General features: G+C 68.3%; 17 protein-coding genes. 3 read left to right on the forward strand and 14 right to left on the reverse strand.

Annotation, left to right across the window (positions count from 1 at the left end; translation table 11 throughout):
• The 4 genes from VJ655_RS17875 to VJ655_RS17890 all read right to left on the reverse strand — a co-directional run.
• Positions 1 to 624, reverse strand: a 624-nt coding sequence (locus VJ655_RS17875) for a PTS transporter subunit EIIC (RefSeq protein WP_324113418.1), incomplete at its 3' end; no start/stop codon positions are given.
• Positions 625 to 629: 5 nt separating this feature from the next.
• On the reverse strand, positions 630 to 3161 hold the full coding sequence (ptsP, locus tag VJ655_RS17880) for a phosphoenolpyruvate--protein phosphotransferase (protein ID WP_414646999.1): 2532 nt from the start codon (positions 3159 to 3161) through the stop codon (positions 630 to 632).
• Between the two features lie 10 nt (positions 3162 to 3171).
• On the reverse strand, positions 3172 to 5460 hold the full coding sequence (locus VJ655_RS17885) for a beta-N-acetylhexosaminidase (RefSeq protein WP_324113421.1): 2289 nt from the start codon (positions 5458 to 5460) through the stop codon (positions 3172 to 3174).
• A gap of 149 nt (positions 5461 to 5609) precedes the next feature.
• Positions 5610 to 8276, reverse strand: coding sequence for a TonB-dependent receptor (locus tag VJ655_RS17890; protein ID WP_324113423.1), 2667 nt, complete (start codon positions 8274 to 8276; stop codon positions 5610 to 5612).
• Between the two features lie 202 nt (positions 8277 to 8478).
• On the opposite strand from VJ655_RS17890, the gene VJ655_RS17895 reads away from it, so the two are divergent.
• The 3 genes from VJ655_RS17895 to nagA are packed head-to-tail and all read left to right on the forward strand — an operon-like array spanning position 8479 to position 11495.
• The gene (locus VJ655_RS17895) at positions 8479 to 9276 is read left to right on the forward strand and encodes a GntR family transcriptional regulator (RefSeq protein ID WP_414647000.1); all 798 of its coding nucleotides are present in this window, start codon (positions 8479 to 8481) and stop codon (positions 9274 to 9276) included.
• Positions 9277 to 9285: 9 nt separating this feature from the next.
• Positions 9286 to 10359, forward strand: coding sequence for an SIS domain-containing protein (locus tag VJ655_RS17900; protein ID WP_324113427.1), 1074 nt, complete (start codon positions 9286 to 9288; stop codon positions 10357 to 10359).
• Positions 10359 to 11495 (forward strand): N-acetylglucosamine-6-phosphate deacetylase, encoded by a 1137-nt coding sequence (gene nagA, locus VJ655_RS17905; RefSeq protein WP_324113429.1) that lies wholly within the window; start codon positions 10359 to 10361, stop codon positions 11493 to 11495. Before VJ655_RS17900 ends, nagA begins: the two co-directional genes overlap by 1 nt.
• Positions 11496 to 11576: 81 nt before the next feature.
• Here the strand turns inward: nagA and VJ655_RS17910 are convergent, their stop codons facing one another.
• From VJ655_RS17910 to VJ655_RS17955, 10 genes are all read right to left on the reverse strand, one after another.
• The gene (locus tag VJ655_RS17910; protein WP_324113431.1) at positions 11577 to 14384 is read right to left on the reverse strand and encodes a TonB-dependent receptor; all 2808 of its coding nucleotides are present in this window, start codon (positions 14382 to 14384) and stop codon (positions 11577 to 11579) included.
• Positions 14385 to 14656: 272 nt separating this feature from the next.
• Entirely contained in the window at positions 14657 to 15127 is a 471-nt protein-coding gene (locus VJ655_RS17915) for a chemotaxis protein CheE (RefSeq protein WP_324113433.1), read from the reverse strand.
• Complete coding sequence (locus VJ655_RS17920) at positions 15124 to 15726, reverse strand: response regulator (protein WP_324113435.1); 603 nt, start codon at positions 15724 to 15726, stop codon at positions 15124 to 15126. The genes VJ655_RS17915 and VJ655_RS17920 overlap by 4 nt, the downstream gene beginning before the upstream one ends.
• Positions 15727 to 15732: 6 nt before the next feature.
• Positions 15733 to 16116 (reverse strand): chemotaxis protein CheU, encoded by a 384-nt coding sequence (locus tag VJ655_RS17925; RefSeq protein ID WP_324113437.1) that lies wholly within the window; start codon positions 16114 to 16116, stop codon positions 15733 to 15735.
• A gap of 5 nt (positions 16117 to 16121) precedes the next feature.
• The gene (locus tag VJ655_RS17930; protein ID WP_324113439.1) at positions 16122 to 16688 is read right to left on the reverse strand and encodes a chemotaxis protein CheD; all 567 of its coding nucleotides are present in this window, start codon (positions 16686 to 16688) and stop codon (positions 16122 to 16124) included.
• Entirely contained in the window at positions 16685 to 17074 is a 390-nt protein-coding gene (locus tag VJ655_RS17935; RefSeq protein WP_324113440.1) for a response regulator, read from the reverse strand. Before VJ655_RS17935 ends, VJ655_RS17930 begins: the two co-directional genes overlap by 4 nt.
• A gap of 4 nt (positions 17075 to 17078) precedes the next feature.
• Positions 17079 to 18107: a chemotaxis response regulator protein-glutamate methylesterase gene (locus VJ655_RS17940; RefSeq protein ID WP_324113442.1), complete on the reverse strand. Its 1029-nt coding sequence runs from the start codon at positions 18105 to 18107 to the stop codon at positions 17079 to 17081.
• Positions 18107 to 18985, reverse strand: coding sequence for a CheR family methyltransferase (locus tag VJ655_RS17945; protein ID WP_414647001.1), 879 nt, complete (start codon positions 18983 to 18985; stop codon positions 18107 to 18109). The genes VJ655_RS17940 and VJ655_RS17945 overlap by 1 nt, the downstream gene beginning before the upstream one ends.
• Positions 18985 to 19452, reverse strand: a complete 468-nt coding sequence (locus tag VJ655_RS17950) for a chemotaxis protein CheW (protein WP_324113444.1) — start codon at positions 19450 to 19452, stop codon at positions 18985 to 18987. Before VJ655_RS17950 ends, VJ655_RS17945 begins: the two co-directional genes overlap by 1 nt.
• Positions 19453 to 19455: 3 nt before the next feature.
• Positions 19456 to 21750, reverse strand: coding sequence for a chemotaxis protein CheA (locus VJ655_RS17955; protein ID WP_324113446.1), 2295 nt, complete (start codon positions 21748 to 21750; stop codon positions 19456 to 19458).
• Positions 21751 to 21779: the final 29 nt, after the last annotated feature.

A 21779-nucleotide genomic window follows, 5' to 3' on the forward strand; every position in this document is an offset into this window, starting at 1 on the left:
CCGGTTCAGGAACCCGAACACCAGAAGGCCGATCTCGCCCGAGCCGACGATCGCGCGGCTAGCGGCGTCGACCCCGCCGTTGATGGCGTCGTAGCCCAGGCCCAGCAGACCGGCGATCACCAGGCCGGCCAGGCCAGAGACGATCGGCACGAACCGTCGGCCGCTGAAGAAGGCCAGGTATTCGGGCAGCTTGAAGCCGGAGAACCGGTTGTAGAAGAGACCCCCGACAATCCCCGAGACGATGCCGATCGGCACGCTGAGCTTGGCCAGGGCCTTGGCCTTGTAGGCCGCCGAGGCCAGGTCGGCGTGGGCCTGAGCCAGGCCCGCCGTCGCCTCGGCCGGGACATGCAGCAGGGCCTTGGCTCCCTCGACGGCGATCAGGAAGCAGACGACGCCGGCCAGGCCCGCCGCGCCGTTGTTCTCGCGCGCGAGGCCAACAGCCACGCCGATGGCGAACAGCAGGCCGAGGTTGGAGAAGATCGCATCGCCGGCGGCGGCCACGAAGCCGATGTTCAGGAGATCCGGCTGGCCCAGGCGCAGCAGGAGGCCCGCCACCGGCAGCACCGCGATCGGCAGCATCAGGGCCCGGCCCAGCGGCTGGAGGATCTCGAGCGGAGACTTCATCGGCTTCAAGCTCCGAAGGCCTGGCAAAGGGCCCGAACCGCCTCGGGCGAGGTCTGCTCCAAGGCCCGGGCGCCGAGATCCCGGCAGGCGGCGAGGTCCAGGGCGCGCACGGCGGCCTTGACCTCCGGGACGATGGCGACCGTGGTCGACAGCTCGGTGACCCCCAGGCCCAGCAGGACCGGGGTGGCGACGGGATCCGAGGCGAGGCCCCCGCAGACGCCGACCCAGCGACCGTGCCTGGCCGCGCCTTGGCAAGTCTGGGCGATCATCCGCAGCACCGCCGGGTGCAGGGCGTCGATGCGCGCGGCCAGCTCCGGATTGCCCCGGTCCATGGCCAGCACGTACTGGGTCAGGTCGTTGGTGCCGATGGAGAGAAAGTCGGCCTCGGCGGCCAGCAGGTCGGCGGTCACGGCCGCGGCCGGGGTCTCGATCATCACCCCGAGTTCGACGCGGTCGGTGATCTCGAGTTCGCGCTTGGCCTCCTCCAGCACCGCGCGGACGGCGCGCAGCTCATCCAGGCTCCCGACCATCGGGACCATGATCTTGCACTGGCCCCCTTCGGTTTCTTTGGAAGGTCTGACCCGCAGAATGGCGCGCAGCTGGGTCTTCAGAAGATGCGGCCGCCAGAGGCTGACACGCACGCCGCGCAGGCCAAGGGCCGGGTTCTCCTCGGCCGGGATCGGAAGGTACGGCGCGGCCTTGTCGCCGCCGACGTCGAGGGTGCGGATGATCAGCGGCCGGCCAGAAAGCGCGTTGGCGATGGCCTGGTACTGGCGGGCCTGCTCGTCCTCGTCGGGCGGGTTTTCGCGGTCCAGAAACAGGAACTCCGTGCGCAGGAGGCCGCAGCCCTCCGCCCCGTTCTCGACGGCGGCCAGGGCGTCCTTGACCGAGCCGGCATTGGCGAAGACCTCGATACGGGCGCCATCCTTGGTCACCGCCGGGTCATGGGCGGCGGCGCGGGCGGCGGCCTTGCGGGTCTGGCGCTGGGCCAGCTGGGTCTGGGCCGCCGCCAGGGCCGAGGCGTCGGGCGCCACGCGCAGCGTCCCACCGTCGGCGTCGAGGATCAGGGCGGCGCCGTCAGCGACGCTCAGCACCCCGCCGCCCACGGCCACCAAGGCCGGCACGCCCATGGCCGCGGCCAGGATCGCCACGTGCGAGGTCGGCCCGCCGCGCGCCGTGGCCAGGCCCGCCACCACGCCCGGGTCGACCCCCATCAGTTGCGAAGGCAGAAGCTCGTCGGCCAGCAGGATCGATCCCGGCGGCAGGACGCTGGCCTCGTCGTCTTCGCCAGCCAGCGCCTTGAGCACCTGGCGTTCCAGGTCGATCAGGTCGTCGACCCGCTCGGCCAGGCGGCGGTCGCCCAGAGCCCGCAGCGCCTCTACATAGCCGCCCACGGCCGATCGCCAGCCGAAGCCCGCGCCCTTGCCCTGGGCGATCAGGGCCCGGGCCTGGGCCAGGAGTTCCGGGTCGTCCAGAAAGGCCAGGTGCGCGGCCAAGATCGCCCTGCGGGCCTTGTCGCCTTTCGTGGCGCCGGCTTCGATCCGGGCGCGGACCTTGTCGAGCGCCGCGCTCAGCGCCGCCTCTTCCTGAGCCACGCCCTCCCCCTGCTCGCGCACGGCGATATCGGCGGAAGCCAGGCGCACGGCCTTGCCGATCGCCAGGCCCGGCGCGGCCAGCACGCCCTTCAGCACCCCGTCGGCCGGCAGCTCGGCCGGAGCCAGAAGCGTTTCCACGACGGGCGCGAGCGAAGTCCTGGTCGCGACCGGCGCGCCCTCGCCCATGCCGCTCTCGATCAGCACGGCGATCGCCGTCATGGCGGCCTCGGCGTCCGCGCCCGACGCCACGACCGCGATCTCGTCGCCATGGCGTACGGCCAGGGCCATCAGCCCCACCGGGCTCCGGGCGCTGGCCCGCCGCGAGCCGGCGACCAGCGCCGTCTCGGCTGTAAAGCTCTTGGCCAGCGCGGCGATCCGGGCCGCCGGCCGCGCGTGGACGCCGTGCGCCAGCGGCACGGTCACCGGTCGGGAAATCTCGTTGGCGGACTCGAAGGCCCGCGTGGCCGCCCCGTCCACGGCCCGCAGCGCCATCAGGAAGCCGCCTGCCTCCACGGCCCGGTCCTGGTCGCGGCGCACGATCTGGAAGGCTTCCGGGTTGGTGATCACCACCGGGGTGATCAGGCTCTTGGCCCGCCGGGCCAGCAGATCGAGGTCGAAGCTGATCAGCGCCTCGCCCGTCTTCACCGCCTGGCCCTCGCGCACGTGGACTTCGAAGCCCTCGCCGCCCAGGGCCACCGTCTCCAGACCGACATGCATCAGGATCTCGGCGCCGCCCGCCGTCCGCAGCGTCACCGCATGGCCCGCCCGGTGCGCCGAGACCACCACCCCGTCGCAGGGCGCCACAAGCTCCGACCCCAGAGGATCGATCGCCACCCCGTCCCCCAGCATCCGCTCCGCGAACACCGCGTCCGGCGCCTCATCCAACGGCGCGATCCAGCCCTTCAGCGGTGATGCGAGAACGAGGTCGGGCACGGGCTTCACTCTTCCTGGACTAGTTCGCGGCCGTCAGGGTCACGCGGTCGATCGCCCAGAAGGGATCGACGCTCCTGGCCGTGAAGGTCAGGCAAAGATCGACCTTACCCGGCCGCGCCGGCAAGCGGCCGGTGATCGTGGAGAGGCCGGGATTTTTGGCGGCGTCGCCCAGCGGGATGGCGGCCAGGCGCTCGCCCGCGCAACCGGCGCGCACCTCCAGCTCGCCGCCCGGCGTTTCCGGCGCCCGCAGCGGGATCTGGTCGCGATCCTTGCCGACCTGGAAGTTGAACGGGATCTGGCTGGCCCGGACTCTCAGGATCGCGCCCTTGGAAAGATCCGCACCCTCCCAGATCCAGCAGGGATTGAGGATGTCGACGAACATCATCGCCCGCTTGTCGAGGGCGCGCGGGGCGTCGTCGATCATGGTCAGGGGGACCTTTTCAGTGCAGAGCTTCAGTTGGCCGCTAACGCGGGTGCGCAGCAGCGCCGGGTCGATCGTCCAGGTCCGCTCGCGTCCCAGGGCCCGGCCGTCGAGGAAGGCGCGCGCCTTCACCGTCGTTCCCGATGACAGATCCAGCGCCGCCGCATAGGCGAGCGACTTCGCCGTCGGCGCCTTGCCGTCGAGGGTGTAGCGGATCTCGCCGATCCCGAGGCCGGTCGACAGCGCCAGCCGCGTCTTGCCGCCCTCGGCTTCCGACAGCGCCGGCTGCGGTTCGAACGGGACGGCATCGACCGTGACACCCAGGATCTTCAGCCGCGCCATCTCGGCCGGCAGGCGGCGGGCGAAATCGTCCCAGTCGACGCCGCCCTCCGGCGTCCAGCCGCGCTCGGCCAGGGCCACGGCGCGCGGGAAGGCCATCGCCTGCATCCGCGCGTCGGTCTGCATGTGCTCGGTCCAGACATTGGCCTGCACGCCCAGCACATGCTTGCGCTCTTCGGCGCTCAGCTGCGACGGCGCCGGATCGAAGCCGTAGACGTCCTTCAGGCTGACCACCCGCCCGCGCCCTGTCGGCTCATCGGGCGAGACGCTCTGGCGGTTGTCGAGATAGAGCACCGGATGGGGCGAGAGCACCGTGTCGTGACCAGCCTTGGCCGCGGCGATCGCGCCGTCGATCCCGCGCCAGGACATCACCGTGGCGTTGGGCGCGAGGCCGCCCTCCAGGATTTCGTCCCAGCCGATCAGCCGGCGGCCGCGCTTCTCCAGCGTCTTGCCGACGCGCTGGATGAACCAGCTCTGCAGTTCGTGCTCGTCCTTCAGGCCCAGGTCCTTGATCCTGGCCTGGATCTTCGGGCTGGCCTTCCACTGGTCCTTGATCGCCTCGTCGCCGCCCACATGGATGAAGGTCGAGGGGAAGAGGTCCATGACCTCGTTCAGCACATCGTCGAGGAAGGCGAAGGTCGCGTCGTCGGTGTTGTAGAGCCAGGGGAAGACGCCCCAATCTCCCATGTGCTTGGCGCCCATCTTGCTGGCGTCCGGTGGGGCTGAGCCCAGCTCTGGATAGGCCACGATCGGCGCCAGGGCGTGGCCCGGAGTCTCGATCTCGGGAACGATGGTGATGTTGCGGGCGGCGGCGTAGGCGACGAGGTCGCGGACCTGGTCCTGGGTGTAGAAGCCGCCGTACTTGGGATAGGCGCGCGCCGCGCCGGGATCGGTGCGCCAGGCGCCGACCTGCGTCAGCTTCGGATATTTCTTGATCTCCAGCCGCCAACCCTGGTCGTCGACAAGGTGCCAGTGGAAGGTGTTGAGCTTGTGCGCCGCCATGGCGTCGAGCGTCGCCTTCAGCGTCTCGATCGACTGGAAATGGCGGGCGCTGTCGACCATCAGGCCGCGCCAGGCAAAGCGCGGGGCGTCTTCGATCGTGGCGGCCGGGACCGCGACCGGGCCCTTGGCGTTGTCGGGCGTCGCCAGCTGCCACAGCGACATGGCGCCGTAGAAGAGGCCCGCGCGCCGGGCGGCGGCGATCGTGACGGCCTTTGGCGAGACATCGAGCCGGTAGGCCTCGCCCGCCGGACCCTCGCGGCGTAGGACAATGGCGCCGTCGGTCGGATCGCCCTCGACGACCTTCGGCCGGAAGCCTCGCGAACGCCGGATGAGGTCGGCCAGTTGGTCGGCGACACCCCGCGCCTCGACGTCACCCTTGGAGACGACGATTGGAGTGGCGGCGGTAAGCTCAAAGACCCCGTCGGCGCGGACCGCCTTGGCGGGCGCGGGCGTCAGGGTCAGGTCAGCGGCGCCCGCCGGCGGGGCGAGGGCGGCGACGAGGGCCAGGGCCGAGATGGCGGCGATGCGGAGCGGGGTCAGGGTCACGCGGCCTCGCGGAGAAAACTCGGGCGGCAAAAAGCGGGCGGGACAGCCGGACTGCCCCGCCCCAGCTCCATGCTTGCAGTCAGGAGGGGATCGGATCAATTGCGCATCGGCGGAGGCTCGGGACGGACCCGAGCCTCCGCCGATGTGCGTTAGAAGCTCACGCTGAGCGTCGCCTGCAGCTTGCGGCCCGTACGATAGACGCCGCGCGGCAGGGCCGTGGTGTTGGCGTAGGCGTAGTACTCGCTGTCCAGCAGGTTCTGGCCGGACACCGACAGGTTGATGTTCTGGTTCAGCGCGTAGCCGACCGTGGCGTCCAGGCTCTTGGAGGCGCGGACGAACATGTTGTCGCCGCGATCGACGCCGGTGAAGTACTTCGAGCGCCAGGTGAAGGTCGCCCGGGCCGAGAACGGACCGTTCTCGTAGAAGGGGCTGACATTGACCTGGTGCTTGGAGCTATAGGGCAGCGGCGCGCTGTCCTGGCCGGAGGCGTCGGCGTAGGTGTAGTTGGCCAGCAGGCCGAAGCCGTAGGCGTAGTTCTGCTGGTAGGCCACGGCCAGGCCCTTGACCTCGGCCGAACCCGCGTTGAACGGGCGGCTGATCTGGTAGGTGGTGACCTTGCCCTGCGACTGGTTGAAGTACGATTCCGGCTGGGTGCGCTGCAGGATGTAGTTGGAGATGTCCTTGTAGAAGACCTCCGCCGACAGGATGGCCTGGGGCTGGAAATACCACTCGGCCGAGGCGTTGAAGTTGCTGGACTTGTAGGGCTCCAGCGCCGGATTGCCGCCGCCGCCGGTCAGGATGCCGTCCGACAGCCAGAAGTAATTGGTCATGTCGGCGTAGTTCGGCCTCGCGATCACCTGGGCCGCTGCGAAGCGGAACACCAGATCCTCGCGCGCGTCGACGATGATGTTCACGCTGGGCAGGACGTTGTCGTAGCTCTTCTTGGTGACCTGCCAGCTCCAGTCGGCGGCGGCGTTGCAGGCCGCGCCCGGCTTGCAGACATAGCCGGCGCTGTCGACCGAGGTCTTCACATAGCGAACGCCGAAGTTGCCGCGGATGTTGTCGGCCTTGAAGTTGGCCTGGGCGTAGGCGGCGTCGATGTTCTCCTGGATATTCCAGTTGCCGGCCGTGAACTCGGCGGCGGCGAAGATCGAGGGCTTGGGCAGGGTCCCGCCCGCCGGCAGCCACTTGCCGCTCTGGACATAGTCGACCATCGACGGACCGCTGATCCGGAAGCGGTTCTTCATCTGGTCGCCGACGCCGTCGAAGCCCTTCAGATAGTTGCTGGGGACTTCGCTTGGGCTGAACAGCGAGGCGGGGGCCGCGACGCCGGTGATGGCGATGCCGGCATATTGCTGGCCGGTCTCGTGCTCACGCCGCTTGTAGCCGACCTGGATGCGCTGGATGACGCCGTCGAAGTCCTTGCCCAGGTCGATCTGGGCGTACTTCTCCTCGTCGCTTGTCGGCTTGGAGACCAGGTTGCCGCTCCAGCCGGGATCGGTCGCGAAGGCGGCCGGATTGCCCATCACGTTGGTCGTGTAGGTCAGGCTGCCCGGGCTCTTGGGCGCGCCGCTGATGTCGACGGTGTAGTTGGCCCAGTTCAGGAACTCGAGGAACACCTGGCGCTTGGTGCCGCCGTCGGCCGTGGACTTGCCGATCTCACCGGAGAGGTCCCAGCCGTCGCCCTTGTAGCCGCCCTTCAGGTGGTAGGTGTCCGACTTCAACTCCGCCTCGCGATACTGGACGTCCAGGACCGAGAGGGCGTTGGCGAACGAGGCCTTGGTGACGACGCCGTTGTTGACGGTCAGGTCCGTCAGGGCGCCCAGGCTGTTCCAGGTGTTGCCCTGGAAGGCGTACATCGACTGGTTGGTGTTGTCGTAGTCGGCCTTGATCTTCAGCCAGTTGAACTCGAACGACAGCTGGTCGGTGGGCTTGTACTGCAGCGAGGTGGTGTAGGTGGTGCGCGTACGGTCCTGCTCGAAATAGGAGGCGCCGAACGCATTGGGGCTGCGAGCCGTCAGATTGGAGGTCAGGGTGCTGGCGCAAGTTCCGGTGCAGCCGCGGGTGCGCGAGTCGACCGGATTGTCCGGATTGCCGCCGGCCCACTGGTTGGCGGCGATGGTGCCGTAGCTCTCGACGCCGTCGCGCCGCAGTTGGTCCTCGGCGCGCTGGACCGAGAAGCTGGCGCCGAAGGTCTGGGCGTCGTTCTTCCAGCTGACCAGCAGCGAGCCTTGGGCGTCGCCCTTCTTGGAGCGGTCGTTGTACAGATAGCTCACCGCGCCAGCGATCAGGCCGGACTTCAGGTCCAGAGGCTTGCGGGTGTTGACGATGACGGTGCCGCCGATGCTGCCTTCGTCGATGCGCGGCTCGGGCGACTTGTAGATGTCGACCTTGCCGACGATCTGCGGGGCCAGCAGGGCGTAGTTGAAGGTGCGGCCGGGGGAGTCGAGAATGAACCAGTCAGCGGAGGCGACGGTCTGGCCATTGAGCAGGGTGCGGTTCAGCGCCGGGTCCGTGCCCAGGATGCTGACCTTCTCGCCTTGACCAAAGGCGCGATCGACGGTGACGCCGGGAACGATGGTCAGGGCTTCGGCGACGTTCGTGCTCGGGAACTTGCCCACGTCCTCGGCGGTGACGACGTCGACGATGGCGTCGGCGCGGCGCTTGGATTCGATGGACTGGAGCAGCGAGGCCCGGATGCCGGTGACGACCACCTGCTCAACCGCATTGTTGTCCTGCGCCAGGGCCGGAGCGGCGGCGGCCACGGCCATGATGCTGACGGACGCGGCCAGGACGGACTTGTGGAAATTCTTCATACTCGGCTTCTCCCCATTATGCCGGGCCGATTGGACCCGGAGCCGAACCCCAAGCCCAATATGATACCAATTTTCTGGGAGGATCCGCAGAAATGGGTACTTCTCAGGCCTCGGGAGGGAACTGTGACGGAAATTTTGCATCTGACAAGGCCAAAAAGAAACCAATTGCAGACCATGTTCTTATTGGTATGAAAATGGTCATATGCTATCGAGATGGACGTTGGGCGCCGTCGATTTGCGCGGGGAGGGTTGGGCAATGACGTTTTCGGAACGGATCGGACGGCTCGACGCCGCCGACGGCCACGCCCCGCTCTACAGACAGCTGCAACGCGCGCTGCGCCAGGCGATCCAGCAGAAGATGCTGGCGCCCGACGACGCCCTGCCAGCCGAGCGCGACCTGGCCGACGAGTTCAAGATCTCGCGGATCACCGTGCGCAAGGCGTTGGACGGCCTGGTCAGCGAAGGCCTGCTGACGCGCCGGCAAGGCGCGGGCACCTTCGTGGCCGCGCGGGTGGAGAAGAGCTTTTCCAAGCTGACGTCCTTCACCGAGGACATGATCTCGCGCGGGCGCGTTCCCCGCAGCGAGTGGATCAGCCGCAGCGAGGGCCAGGTGACGCCCGAGGAGTCTCTGACCCTGGGCCTGTCGCCCGGGACGCCGGTTTATCGCTTCGCCCGGATCCGCTTCGCCGACGGCGCGCCGATGGCGGTGGAGTACACGACCATCGCCGCCTTCGCCCTGCCCTCGGTCGACGCCGTCGGGGTGTCGCTCTACGAGGCGCTGGAGGCGACCGGCCACCGGCCGGTGCGGGCCCTGCAGCGCTTGCGGGCGGTGCTGTTCGCCGCCGAACAGGCCGACCTTCTGGGCGTTCCAGCCAAGGACGCGGGGCTGCTGATCGAACGGCGGGGCTTCCTGAAGGACGGCCGGGCGGTGGAGGTCACGCAATCCTACTATCGTGGCGACGCCTACGACTTCGTCGCCGAGCTTAACGCGCTGTCTTGAGGCCAGAGCTTGGAGGCGACTGTCTTGATCCGACCTGAGAGCCCTGTGGCGGGGCGTTCGCCCGAAAGCACGCGGATGTTCCGGGAGGCGGGGGAAGGCGCGGCGGTGGCGCGGGCGCTGCTGCTGGCCAACGCCGAGCGGATCCAGGCGCTGGCCCGGCGACTGCGGACCGATCCGCCCCGGGTGGTGGTGACCTGCGCGCGCGGCAGCAGCGACCATGCGGCCACCTTCGCCCGCTATCTGATCGAGACCCACGCCGGGGTGCTGACCTCGTCGGCGGGACTGTCGGTCAGCTCGGTCTACGACGCCTCGCCCAACCTGGAAGGCGCGCTGGTCCTGGCCATTTCGCAGTCGGGCAAGAGCCCCGACCTGCTGGCGGCGGTCGGGGCGGCCAAGGCCGCGGGCGCCTACGCCGTGGCCCTGGTCAATGTCGAGGATTCGCCCCTCGCCAAGCTGGCCGACACGGTGATCCCTCTGCACGCGGGGCCGGAACTGTCGGTGGCGGCGACCAAATCCTACATCGCCGCCCTGATCGCCATCACCCAGCTGATCGCCGCCTGGACGCAAGACGAGGCTCTGACGGCGGCCCTGGCCGACCTGCCGGCCGCCCTCGCCCGGGCCTGGGACCTGGACTGGTCGACCGGCGTCGAGGCCCTGCAAGGCGCTTCCAACCTCTATGTGCTGGGCCGGGGCGTCGGCTTCGGCGTCGCCCAGGAGGCGGCCTTGAAGTTCAAGGAGACCTGCGGCCTGCACGCCGAGGCCTTCAGCGCCGCCGAGGTGCTGCATGGCCCCATGGCCCTGGTCAAGGACGGCTTCCCCGCCCTCGTCTTCGCCCAGAACGACGAGAGCCGCGACAGCGTCGAAGCGCTGGCGGGGAGCCTGCGACAGCGCGGCGCCGACGTCCTGTTGGCCGCGCCCGGAAAAAACGGCGAAGACCTGCTCCCCACCGTTCCCGCCCATCCGGTGCTGGAGCCGATCCTGATGGTCCAAAGCTTCTATCGCATGGCCAACGCCCTATCGCTCGCGCGCGGCTACGATCCCGACAGCCCGCCCCACCTCAACAAGGTCACCGAAACCGTCTGATGCCGCGCGCGCTCGTCAATGGCCGGATCCTGACGCCGGCCGGGATCGTCGACGGCCAGGCCGTCCTGCTCGAAGGCGGCCGGATCGCCGGCCTCGTGACCGCCCGCGACATTCCCGCCAGGGCCGAGCGCCACGACCTGGCCGGCGGCCTGCTGGTCCCCGGCTATATCGACACCCAGGTCAATGGCGGCGGCGGGGTGCTGTTCAACGACGCCCCGACCGTGGAGGCCATCGCCGCCATCGGCGCGGCCCATCGCCGCTTCGGCACGACTGGCTTTTTGCCGACCCTGATCAGCGACGACCTCTCGGTGGTCGACCAGGCGATGCGCGCGGTCGAGGCGGCCATCGCCCAAGGCGTTCCGGGCGTGCTGGGCGTCCATATCGAGGGGCCATTCCTCAGCCCCAAGCGCAAGGGCATCCACGACGAGGACAAGTTCCGGGTCATCGATGAGGACGCCATCGCCCTGCTCGCCTCGCTCAAGGTCGGCAAGACCCTGGTCACCCTGGCCCCCGAGCGCACCACGCCCGACATGATCGCCCGCCTGGCCAAGGCTGGCGTCATCGTCGCCGCCGGTCACACCAACGCCCGCTACGAGACCATGCGCCAGGCCCTGGACCAGGGGCTGACCGGCGTCACCCACCTGTTCAACGCCATGTCGCCCCTGACCAGCCGCGAACCGGGCGTGGTCGGCGCGATGCTCGAGAACCAGACCGCCTGGGCCGGGATCATCGTCGACGGCCGTCACGTCGATCCGGTCACCCTGAAGATCGCCCTGCGCGCCCGGCCGCTGGACCGGTTCATGCTGGTCACCGACGCCATGCCCACCGTCGGCATGGCCGACAAGCGCTTCACCCTCCAGGGCCGCCAGATCGTGGTGCGCGACGGCGTCTGCGTCGACGACCAGGGCACCCTGGCCGGTTCCGATCTCGACATGGCCGCCGCCGTCCGCAACGCCATGGCCATGCTGGGCCTCTCGCTGGACGAGGCGGTCCGTATGGCCTCGGCCACGCCCGCCGCCTTCCTCGGTCTGGAAGGTCAGCGGGGAAGGATCGCGCCGGGCTTCGCGGCCGACCTCTGCCTGCTCGACGATACGCTCAACGTCGTGACGACCTGGATCGACGGGGTCGCCGGCTAGGTCCGTCGAGCCAGCCGTTCCCGCAACGAAAAAGGCCGCCGGTCAGCCGGCGGCCTTTCCTGTCTACGCCTTGCGGCGTGACTACATCTTGTAGCGGACCCCGAACATGATGGTCCGGCCGAAATGGTTGTATTCGTAGTTGCGGTCGGCCGCGAGGTCGGTGAAGCGGTCGCGGTACTCGTCCGTCAGGTTCACGCCTTCCAGCGAAACCTCGAAGTTGTCGTTGAGGCGATAACGCATCGAGGCGTCGACATTGATCGAGCTGTTGTAGCCTTCGAACACGTTGCCGGTGTCGCTGGCGGCGTCGATATAGCCGCCGCGATAGGCGATCGAGGCCCGGGCGCTGAACTTGTCGGCTTCGTAGTAGAGCGTGGCGTTGACCGCGCGCTTGGACAGATCGAACAGCGACGAGCTTTCGTTGCGAGCGACCAGGATCGGGAAGTTGCCCGTCGCGGTCGGAGCCGCGGTCGCCGCGCCATTGACCCGATAGTCGACGTTGGAGTCGACCAACGTCAGGTTGGCGATGCCGCCGAAGTTCGACCAGAAGCCTGGCAGGAAGCTGAACGGCCCCTGGATCGCGAACTCGACGCCCTTCAGCGAAGCGCCCTTGCCGTCGATCGTGGTGCCAATGGTCCACGGACGCCCTTCGGGATCAGCCGCCGCGGGCGAGCTGGCCAGGATCAGCGACAGCGGCAGGCCGGTGGACGCATAGGTCCCCTGGATCGAGCTGCTGAGCGGGAAGCTGGCGATGTCCTTCTTGAAGATCGCGATCGAGAAAATCGACTCGCGGGCGAAGTACCACTCGACCGAAGCGTCATAGGCCTTGGCGCGATAGGGCTTCAGCTGCGGGTTGCCCGAGGTGATCCGGTAGTTGAAGCCGTCCACCGAGCCGCCGGGCGTCAGATTGCTCAGGTTCGGGCGGGTCATGACCTTGGCGGCCGAGGCCCGCACGATGACCTTTTCCATCGGATAGAGCACCAGGTTGGCCGCCGGCAGCCAGTCCTTGTAGCTGCGATCCACGGTGACGGTCTGGCCGCTATTGATCCCGGTCGAGGACTGCTCGGTCTTCACGTACCGCACGCCGGCGTTCAGCGCGTAGTCGAGGTCGCCGATCTGGCTCTTCACGTCCATCTGGACGTATGCGCCGGTGTCCTTCTCGGTCACCGCGCGGGTGTTGCCGGCCTGCTGGATCAGGGGACGGTTATAGAGGTTGATCAGAGCCGTGGCCGCGTCGAGATTCGGAGCCGCCCAGCTGGTCGTCGTGCCGGCCGGAGCCTCCGCGCCCTTCAGGGTGAAGTTCGTGGTCAGGGCCGAGGTGACCGGCGCGCCGTAGGTCCCGGTCGCGCAGGTGAAGGCGGCGCAGTAGGTCGAGTCGCGGGCGTCCTCGCGCAGGTTCAGGTCGAACTGGCGGAACGACGCCCCGCCCTTCAGCGTGACCGAGTCGTTCATCGCCCAGTCGCCGTTCAGGCCGAAGGTCTTGAACTTGTTGGTGTTGTTCGACGGGCGGTCGCGGAACTCCGCGAACTGGAAGTTGGTCGGGTCGCTGATGCTGGTGCCGAACGCCAGCACCGGCTTCTTCATGTTGGTGTAGTCGTAGCTGTAGCCGGTGGCGTCCCGGTCGTCGAAGATGATCGTCGTCTCGTACGGGATGTCGGCGTCCGACTTCGAGAAACCGGCCAGACCCTGGATCTTGAACCTGTCCGAGAACTCGTGGGTCAGGTTGGCGCCAAGCTGGTAGAAGGTCGTGTCGAGCTTGCGCTCATAGTGCTCCAGACGCACCCAGGCGTTGTCGAACGTGCCCTTGATCAGGTTGTTGTTGCTGTCCAGCGTGTAGTCGCGGACGCTGATCGAGCGCTCGTTGGAGCGGAACAGGACCTCGGCCCACTTCTCGTTACGGACGGCGCTGTACTTCGAATAGAGGCCATCGACCGACAGCTTGGTGCGGTCGGTCGGCGCGTATTGGAAGCTGCCGGTCAGGCCCAGGCGCTCGCGGTCATGGGTGACCTGGCCATAGCGCGGGATACGGGGGTGGAAGGCCAGCGCCACTTCGTTACAGGCCGCGCTGGGAACGTAGGAACCGCCGCTGTTCTGCGTGGTGAAGCAGTTGGTCGAACCCACGCGATTGAAGCGGGCCTGGGCCCAGCGCACGGTGTTATTGGTCGACTCGATCTGTTCCTGCTGGGAATAGGCGGCCGAGAGCGACGCGCCCCACACACCGCTCGGGTGACGATAGTTGACGAGGCCGGCCAGGCGCGGACCAAGATCCTTGCTCAGGCTGTTGTATTGGCCCTGAGCGCTGAGGGCGAGCGTGAAGCCGTCCTTGCCAGCCAGCGGATTGCCGGTGTTCAGGTCGACGACCGCGCCCAGAGAGCCTTCGTCCAGCGAGGCTTCGGCGGTCTTGTGCACGACCAGCGAGCTGAACAGCTCCGAGGCGAAGACGTTGAAATCGAAGCCGCGCTCGCGGTTGGCGCTGGCGCCGTCCGAGGTGGTGGCGACCGCTTCCATGCCGTTGACGCGCACACGGGTGAAGCGCGAGCCCAGGCCGCGGACGGTGATCGCGCGGCCTTCGCCGCCGTCGCGGACGATCGAAATGCCGGGAACGCGTTGCAGCGACTCCGCGAGGTTCTGATCGGGGAATTTGGCGATGTCTTCGGCGACGATCACGTCGACCGACGAGACCGAGTCGCGCTTGGCGTTGAGGGCTGCGTCCAGCGACTTGCGGAAGCCGGTGACGACGATGGCTTCGACTTCATCGGCGGCCTGGGCCGTAGCCGGGGCGTCGGCCGTCTGCGCGACGGCTCCGCCAGCGAACATCATCGCCAGGGCCAGGGCGCCGCCCGAGACGCCGTACTGCAGGGCGCGCACGCGTCCCGTGGTGTTCTTGGACATAGAATCTCCTCCCGTGTCGACCAGTTGCACGACGACGTTCCCGCCGCCTTTTGGCCTTGGTCTCCGCCTCGCGTTCTTCCGCGGAACAGGAGCCCAGCCAGCAAATCTTCGTTTTTGTTACCGGTGTCAGAGGCGAACAATCGTTTCTGACACCGGTAGCAGACAGCTAACAAAGCCCAGCTCTCGCTACAAGGCCGCAAAATGGCCACACCTTAGAGACTCCGCGCCCCGTTGCGTTTCCGACACATACCGGGGTCCCGCCGCGGCGGGCGTCAGCCCTCGTCGGGGCGGTAATTGCTGACCTGGTAAAGGCCCTGCAGCATGGCGTCGCGCTGATCGACGGGGAGCTGAGCGCCCGTGGCGCGCAACAGGCGCAGGGCGTTGATATGCACGTCGACCGCGTCCCACCGCCAATGGTCGGCGCTGTCGCAGCTATCGACCAGGGTGCACAGCGACACAGCCGCCTTGTCGATCCCGGCGTCGGTCACGAAGGCGCTGACGTCGATGACCCGCGAGGCGAGCAGATAGAGCTCCTCATAGGGCTCGGACGCGCGATCGGCCGCGCCCGCGCCGAAACGGCGCTCGATGTCGGCCAGAGTCTGGTCCAGCGCCGCCATCGACGACTCGCGCAGCGTCTCGACCCCCGCCTCGGCCGCGGCGATGGCGTCCTTGGCGAGCAAGCCCCCGCGCTGCCTGATCATGGCGCTCAGGCGGTTTTGCGGTCGGAACTTCCGGACGGTCATATCTGCACCTTCGCTGGGCGCATCAGATTGCTGATTTCATCATCCGACATATTGGGCGTCTGCGCCTCGCCCACCTCCGCCGGCAAGTCGTCCTTGCGCCGCCCGTCCGTGCCGGGCGGCGGCCCTTCATGCTTGAAGCGGCGATCAGGACCGACATAGGTGTCGCACTCGATGAAGGCCCGGTCCTCGCGCGCCACCCAGAAGATGCGTTCGAGCAGCACCTTGGGCGTGATCGGCTTGGCCACCATGAAATTGGCGCCCGCGTCGCGCACCTTGAAGATCTGCGAGGTGCGGGTGTGGCCGGTGACCAGGATCACCGGGATATAGCGATTGGTCTCGCCGCCCTCGCGGCGAAGCCACTGGATGAACTCTATGCCGTCCGTGGTCGGCATCTGAACGTCGCTGATGATCAGGTCGAAAGTCTTGGTGCGGACCAGGGTCTGGGCGTCGGCCACGCTTTCGGCGCGCAGCAGTTGCTTGACGCCAAAACCGGAGACCACCTGCGACAAAATGTCCAGCGAGGGGCCGTTGTCGTCCAGTACGAGCACTGTCGCCCGCTCGAGATTGATCCGTGTCGAGGGGAGGAGCGCGTCGGTCATGGGCGCTTAGAAGAAATCGAGCTCACCGGCCTCGGCGCGCTTGTCGCTCCGCTCGTCGGCCCGCAGGCGCTGGGCCATGTCGGCCAGGCCCAGGCCGCTGAGAACGGGGGCGATCGAGACACTCCATTCGCCAGAAGCGTGGAGGCCGATGCGCTCGAGCACCTCCGACAGGCCGTGCAGCCTCTGGCTCAGCTCGTCCAGGGCCTGCAGGCGCGAGAGGTTCTCCAGCGTGGCCCCGCCCGTGGCGAGGTCGCCGGCCAGATGCTCGCAGTCCCGGCAGATCGCCGCGGCCGAGGCTAGCTCCGCCGCCAGCCGACGCGACAGCTCTCCGACCGCGAGGTGTTCCTCGGGCGGGGCGATCGGAGATGTCGGCAGCGGTGCAGCGGTCATGGGCGTCAGAACAGATCCACGTCGCCGCTGGACGCGGCGGGCATCGGGGGAGGCGTGGGACGACGGACGTCCTGCGGCGCGTTGTCGACGGCCACCAGGCGCTGGCGCACACGACCCGAGGTCGGCCAGAACTCGACGCGACGGGCCGAGACCCCGCCGGTGCTGGACGAGACGATCGGAATGCCTTCGTCGCGCAGGAAGCGCTCGGCGAAGGCGGAATTGCTGGCGCCGACGTCCGAAAGGCCGTCGAACAGCTTGGCGCCGCCGAAGATCTTGGCTTCCAGCCGCTCTCGACGGGCGCCCTTCTTCAGCAGGTCGTTGATCAGCAGTTCCATGGCGTAGGCGCCGTAGCGGACGGCGTCGCCGTCGCGGCGGCCATCGCCAGCGTCGGGCAGCAGAAAGTGGTTCATTCCACCAACGCCCGACTGCGGATCCCGAATGCAGGCGGCGATGCACGAGCCCAGCACCGTGGTCATGACCACGTTGGGATCGGTCGTCACGTGGCTCTCGCCCTGCGTGACGTGCACCTTGACCGCGCGTTCGGGATCTTCAGGGTGGGAGAATTGCGTCATGTGAGCGACCCGAACACCTGTTCGATCTTTTCCCTCAAGCCCTGGACGGTGAACGGCTTGACGCAATAGTTGTTGACGCCGAACTGCACGGCGCGCTGGACCAGTTCGCGGTCGGCGCGGCCCGTCAGCATGACGAAGGCGGTCTGGCGGATGGGCGGATGCGAGCGCACCGCTCGCAGCAGCGCCAGGCCATCCATCTTCGGCATGTTGAAGTCCGAGATGACGAGGTTGGCGGGCTTGGCCAGGAGGTTCTTCAGAGCCTCCTCGCCATCCGGCGCCTCGCGGATATCCTTGAAGCCGATCTGCTGCAGCGCGTTGCGGATCAGAGCCCGCATGGTCAGCTGGTCGTCGACGACGAGAACGGAGATGGTGCTTGCTTGGGGCATGGGTTCAGCGCCTCGCCGAGGCCAGATCAAGGATGGACTGGCCCATGGAGGACAGGGAAACCTGCTTCTCCACCGCGCCGATTTCGTAGGCGGCCCTGGGCATGCCGTAGACCACGCAGCTGGCCTCGTCCTGGCCGAGCGTCCGCGCGCCGGCCTTGCGCATCGCCAGCAGGCCCTGCGCGCCGTCGCGGCCCATGCCGGTCAGGATCACGCCAACCGCCTTGTCGCCAAGGGTGTTTGCGACCGAATTGAACAACACGTCGACCGAGGGCCGGTGGCCGCTGACCGGGTCGCCGGCTACCAGGCGGCAGCGCAGGCCGGCCGAGCGAACGACCTCCAGGTGCGTGGCGCCGCCGGGCGCGACATAGACCTTGCCGGGCTCCAGCACGGCGCCGTCCGAGGCTTCCTGCACCTTGGCCCCGCTGGCGCGATCCAGGCGCGCGGCGAAGCTGGCGGTGAAGGTGGCCGGCATGTGCTGGGTGATGACGGTCGGCGGGCAGGTCTCGGGGAACTGCTGCAGGATCGACAGCAGCGCCTCGACGCCGCCGGTCGACGAGCCGATCGCGACCAGGTCGCCCGACGGCATGTAGTCCTTGCGACGCGCGCCGGCCGGCGCGGCGTCGGCCTTGGTGCGCACCGAGGCGCGAGCCGCGGTCTTCACCTTGGTGACGATCTCGGCCAGGGCTTCCTGGGTGCCGGTCGCGTCGACCGGCTTGCCGACGCAGTCGACCGCGCCCAGTTCCAGGGCCCGCAGGGTCATTTCGGCGCCGGCCTGGGTCAGGCTCGACACCATGACCACCGGCATGGGCCGCAGGCGCATGATCTTCTCGAGGAACTCGATGCCGTTCATGTTCGGCATCTCGATGTCGAGAGTGACGACGTCGGGGTTCAGGGTCTTGATCATGCCCCGGGCCTCGAACGGGTCGCCGGCGCCGCCGACCACCTCGATCTCGGGATCACGATTCAGGGCGGCCGATATCAGACTCCGCATCGTGGCGGAGTCATCGACGACAAGTACGCGGATCTTAGGCATCAGCGGCCAACCTTTCTGTACGCGGTCAGGCCACAGCTTTCGAAAGCGGTCACCGAAGCGCCCACCCGTTCCGAATGGCCGACATACAGGCGGCCGCCGGGCGCGACGAGCGGCGCGAAGCGGCTCCAGACGCGTTCCTGGGTGGGTTCATCGAAGTAGATCACGACATTCCGGCAGAAGATGGCGTCGAACGGACCTTTCATAGGCCAGGACGGACCGTTGAGATTTAGTTCGCGGAACGCGACCAGGCTGCGAGCGGCCTCGCAGACGCGCCAGTTGCGGCGGTCGCCGGGGTCGCGCTCGAAGAACTGGCCGCGGGTGGCGGCGGGGATGCCCTCGAGCAGGGCGTCGTCATAGACGCCGGCTCGGCCGGTCGCCAGGACGTTGGTGTCGATGTCCGTACCCAGGATCCGGATGTCCAGATCCGCCGCGTTCGGCCACACCGAAAGCACGGTGAAGGCCATCGAGTACGGCTCCTGGCCCGAGGAACAGGCGGCGGACCACAGGCGCAGGCGCCCACCGGCGCGCACCTTGTCGGCCACGGGCTCCAGTACGTTGACGCGCAGGTCCTCGAAGTGGTGCGGCTCGCGGAAGAAGCGCGTGACGTTCGTCGTCAGCGCACGGAGCATTTCCTGACTCTCGTCGTGCCCCTTGTCGCTCGCGACGAAGGCGCAATATTCGCTGAACGAGCGCAGGCCCAGCGCGCGCAGGCGCTTGGCCAGGCGCGAATAGACCAGCGTCGCCTTGCTGTCGGGCAGGCTGATGCCGGCCAGATCGTACAGCAGCGCGGCGATGCGCTTGAAGTCCTGGGACGTGAACGCGAACTCGCCATCGACGAGGGCTTCGCGGGTGTCCGAAAAGGAGGCGGATGCGGTCATCAGGCGGCCATCGCCTCCCGTTCGGGCAGGATGCGGTCCAGCGAGATCTCGCTGATCATGCGGCCTTCGATCGAGATGATGCCGCGCACGAAGTTGCGGACGGTGTCGCAGGCCATGTCGGGCGTCGGCTGCACCATGTCGTCGTTGATCGACAGGATGTCCGACACCGCGTCGACCAGCAGGCCGACCGTGCGGTCGCCCGCCTTGACCACGATGAAGACGCTGCGGACGGTCGGTTCGATGACCGGCATGCCCAGGCGGCAGGCCAGGTCCATGATCGGCAGGACCGCGCCGCGCAGGTTGATCACGCCGCGCATGAAGCCGGGCGATTGCGGAAGCGTCGTCGCCGGGCTCCAGCCGCGGATCTCGCGGACGGCCATGATGTCGACGCAGTATTCTTGGTCGCCCACACGAAAGGAAATCAGTTCTCGGCGGTCAGCGCCGATGGCGGTGGCATGGTCTGTCATGACTTACTCCGCGGCGATGAGGGTGGGTTCGGTGGGACGGGGCGCGCCGCCTTCACGACGCCGCATGGCGATCGTGGCGTCGACGTCGAGGATCAGGGCCACGCGGCCGTCGCCCAGGATGGTCGCGGCGGCGACGCCTTCGACCTGCTGGTAGTTCTGCTCCAGCGACTTGATGACGACCTGGCGCTGACCGTGGATGGCGTCGGCCACCAGGGCGGCGCGCGAGCCGTCCTCGCCCTCGACCAGCAGCACGACGCCGTCGGTCGGGTGCGGACTCTCGTCGCGATAGCCGAGCGTCAGACCGACATCGATCAGCGGCACGAAGCTGTCGCGGACCGCCAGCACCGAGCCGACCGGGCCCAGCGGGCGAACTTCTTCCGGCTTCGGACGCAGGCTCTCGACGATGGCGGCCAGCGGCACGACCAGGGTCTCGCCGGCGACGTCGACCACCATGCCGTCCAGGACGGCCAGGGTCAGCGGCAGGCTGAGCGTGAAGGTCGAGCCCAGGCCCGGACGCGAGGTGATCGAGATCCGGCCGCCCAAGGCCTGGACCGAACGCTTGACCACGTCCATGCCCACCCCGCGTCCCGACACGTCCGAGATCTTGTCGGCGGTCGAGAAGCCCGGGAGGAAGATCAGGTTGTCGATCTCTTCGTCGGTCAGGGTCAGGTCGGGCGCGATCAGGCCCTTCTTGACCGCGATCGAGAAGACGCGCTCGCGGTTGATGCCCTTGCCGTCGTCCGAGACCTCGATGACGATCCGGCCGCTGCGGTGCAGGGCGGCCAGGCGCACGACGCCCTCGGGGTTCTTGCCGGCCGCCTTGCGCTCCTCGGGGCTTTCCAGCCCGTGGTCGATGGCGTTGCGCAGCATGTGGGTGATCGGGTCGGACAGACGCTCGATGACCGTCTTGTCGACCTCGGTGTTTTCACCGTCCATCACCAGGCGAGCCTGCTTGCCCGTCATGTTGGCGACTTCGCGGACCAGACGCGGCATGCGCTGGAACACCGACTTCACCGGCTGGGCGCGGATGGCCATGACGCTGTCCTGGATCTCGCGCGTCAGCTGTTCCAGCTCGTCGAGGCCCATGGCCAGGTTGGAGGACGGGGCGATGCCGTATTCGCCGACGCGTTGCGCCAGCATGGCCTGGTTGATGACCAGCTCGCCGACCAGATCGATCAGGCGGTCGATGCGCTCGGGATCGACGCGGATGACCGATTGGCCAGGACCCGGCACCTCGACCTGGGCGGCCTTGGTCGGCGCGGCGGCCGGCGCGGCGGCGGGCTTGGCGGCCGCAGCGGGAGCCGGCTCGGCCGGCTTGACCTCGGCGATCGGGGCCGGAGCGGTTTCGGCGACGATGGGCTCGGGCGCGGGCTCGGGGGCGAGCTCGGGGGCGGAAGGCTCTTCGGTCATCGCCGGAACGGCCGTTTCGACGGCGCTCAGCAGCGAGGCCATGGCCGCCTCGACCGGCGCCTCGCCCCGGGTGATGTCCAGATCGCAGTCGCCGTCGACGAATTCGAAGACCTCACGGATAGCGGTCTCGTCTTCGTCGGTCTCGACCCGGACGCTCCAGGTGACGTAGGCGGCTTCCGGATCCAGGTCTTCCAGCTCGGGCAGGCCGCTGTCGTCCAGCGTCGCCTCGATCGGGCCCAGGCGGCTCAGCTCGCGCAGCAGCAGCGCCGTTTCGTTGGCCTTGCGGTAGAGGTCGGACTTCGGACGGATCGACACCGTCCAGACGTTGTCGGGGATCAGTTCGGCGTCGGCGGCCTGCGCCTCGACCGTGATGGTCTGGGGCACGAACACGAAGCCCAGGTCGTCGTCTTCCATGGCGTCGTCGCCCGCCGACGCGGGCTCGACGGCCGAAGCCTCGGCGACCGGCGCCTCGGCCGCCGGAGCGGCGGCGGGCGGCGCGGCGGACGGGTCGGTCCAGTGCTCGAGCTCGGAGGCCATCGCGGCCGAAGCGGCCATGTCCACGTCGCCAAGGCCGCGCGCGGCGCTGACGTGGTCGGCCAGGATGTCGGAGGCGCGCAGCAGCACCGCGGCCAGATCGACCGTGTTGGGAACGGCGCCCGAGCGCACGGCGTCCAGCAGGGTCTCGAACACGTGGGCGAAGCGCACCAACGGCTCGAGGCCGAAGGCGCCGGCGCCGCCCTTGATCGAGTGGACGGCTCGGAACACGGCGTTGACCGTCTCGAGGTCGCCCGCGCCTTCCTGCATGGCCAGGAGACCGCCTTCGAGGTCGGCGAGAAGTTCCTCGCATTCCTGGAAGAAGGTGACCTTGATGGCCTCTAGCTCGTCCATTCCCGTACGTCCTAATTCGCGTCTAGCAC

The organism is Caulobacter sp., from assembly GCF_035254145.1.
Taxonomy (GTDB): Bacteria; Pseudomonadota; Alphaproteobacteria; order Caulobacterales; family Caulobacteraceae; genus Caulobacter.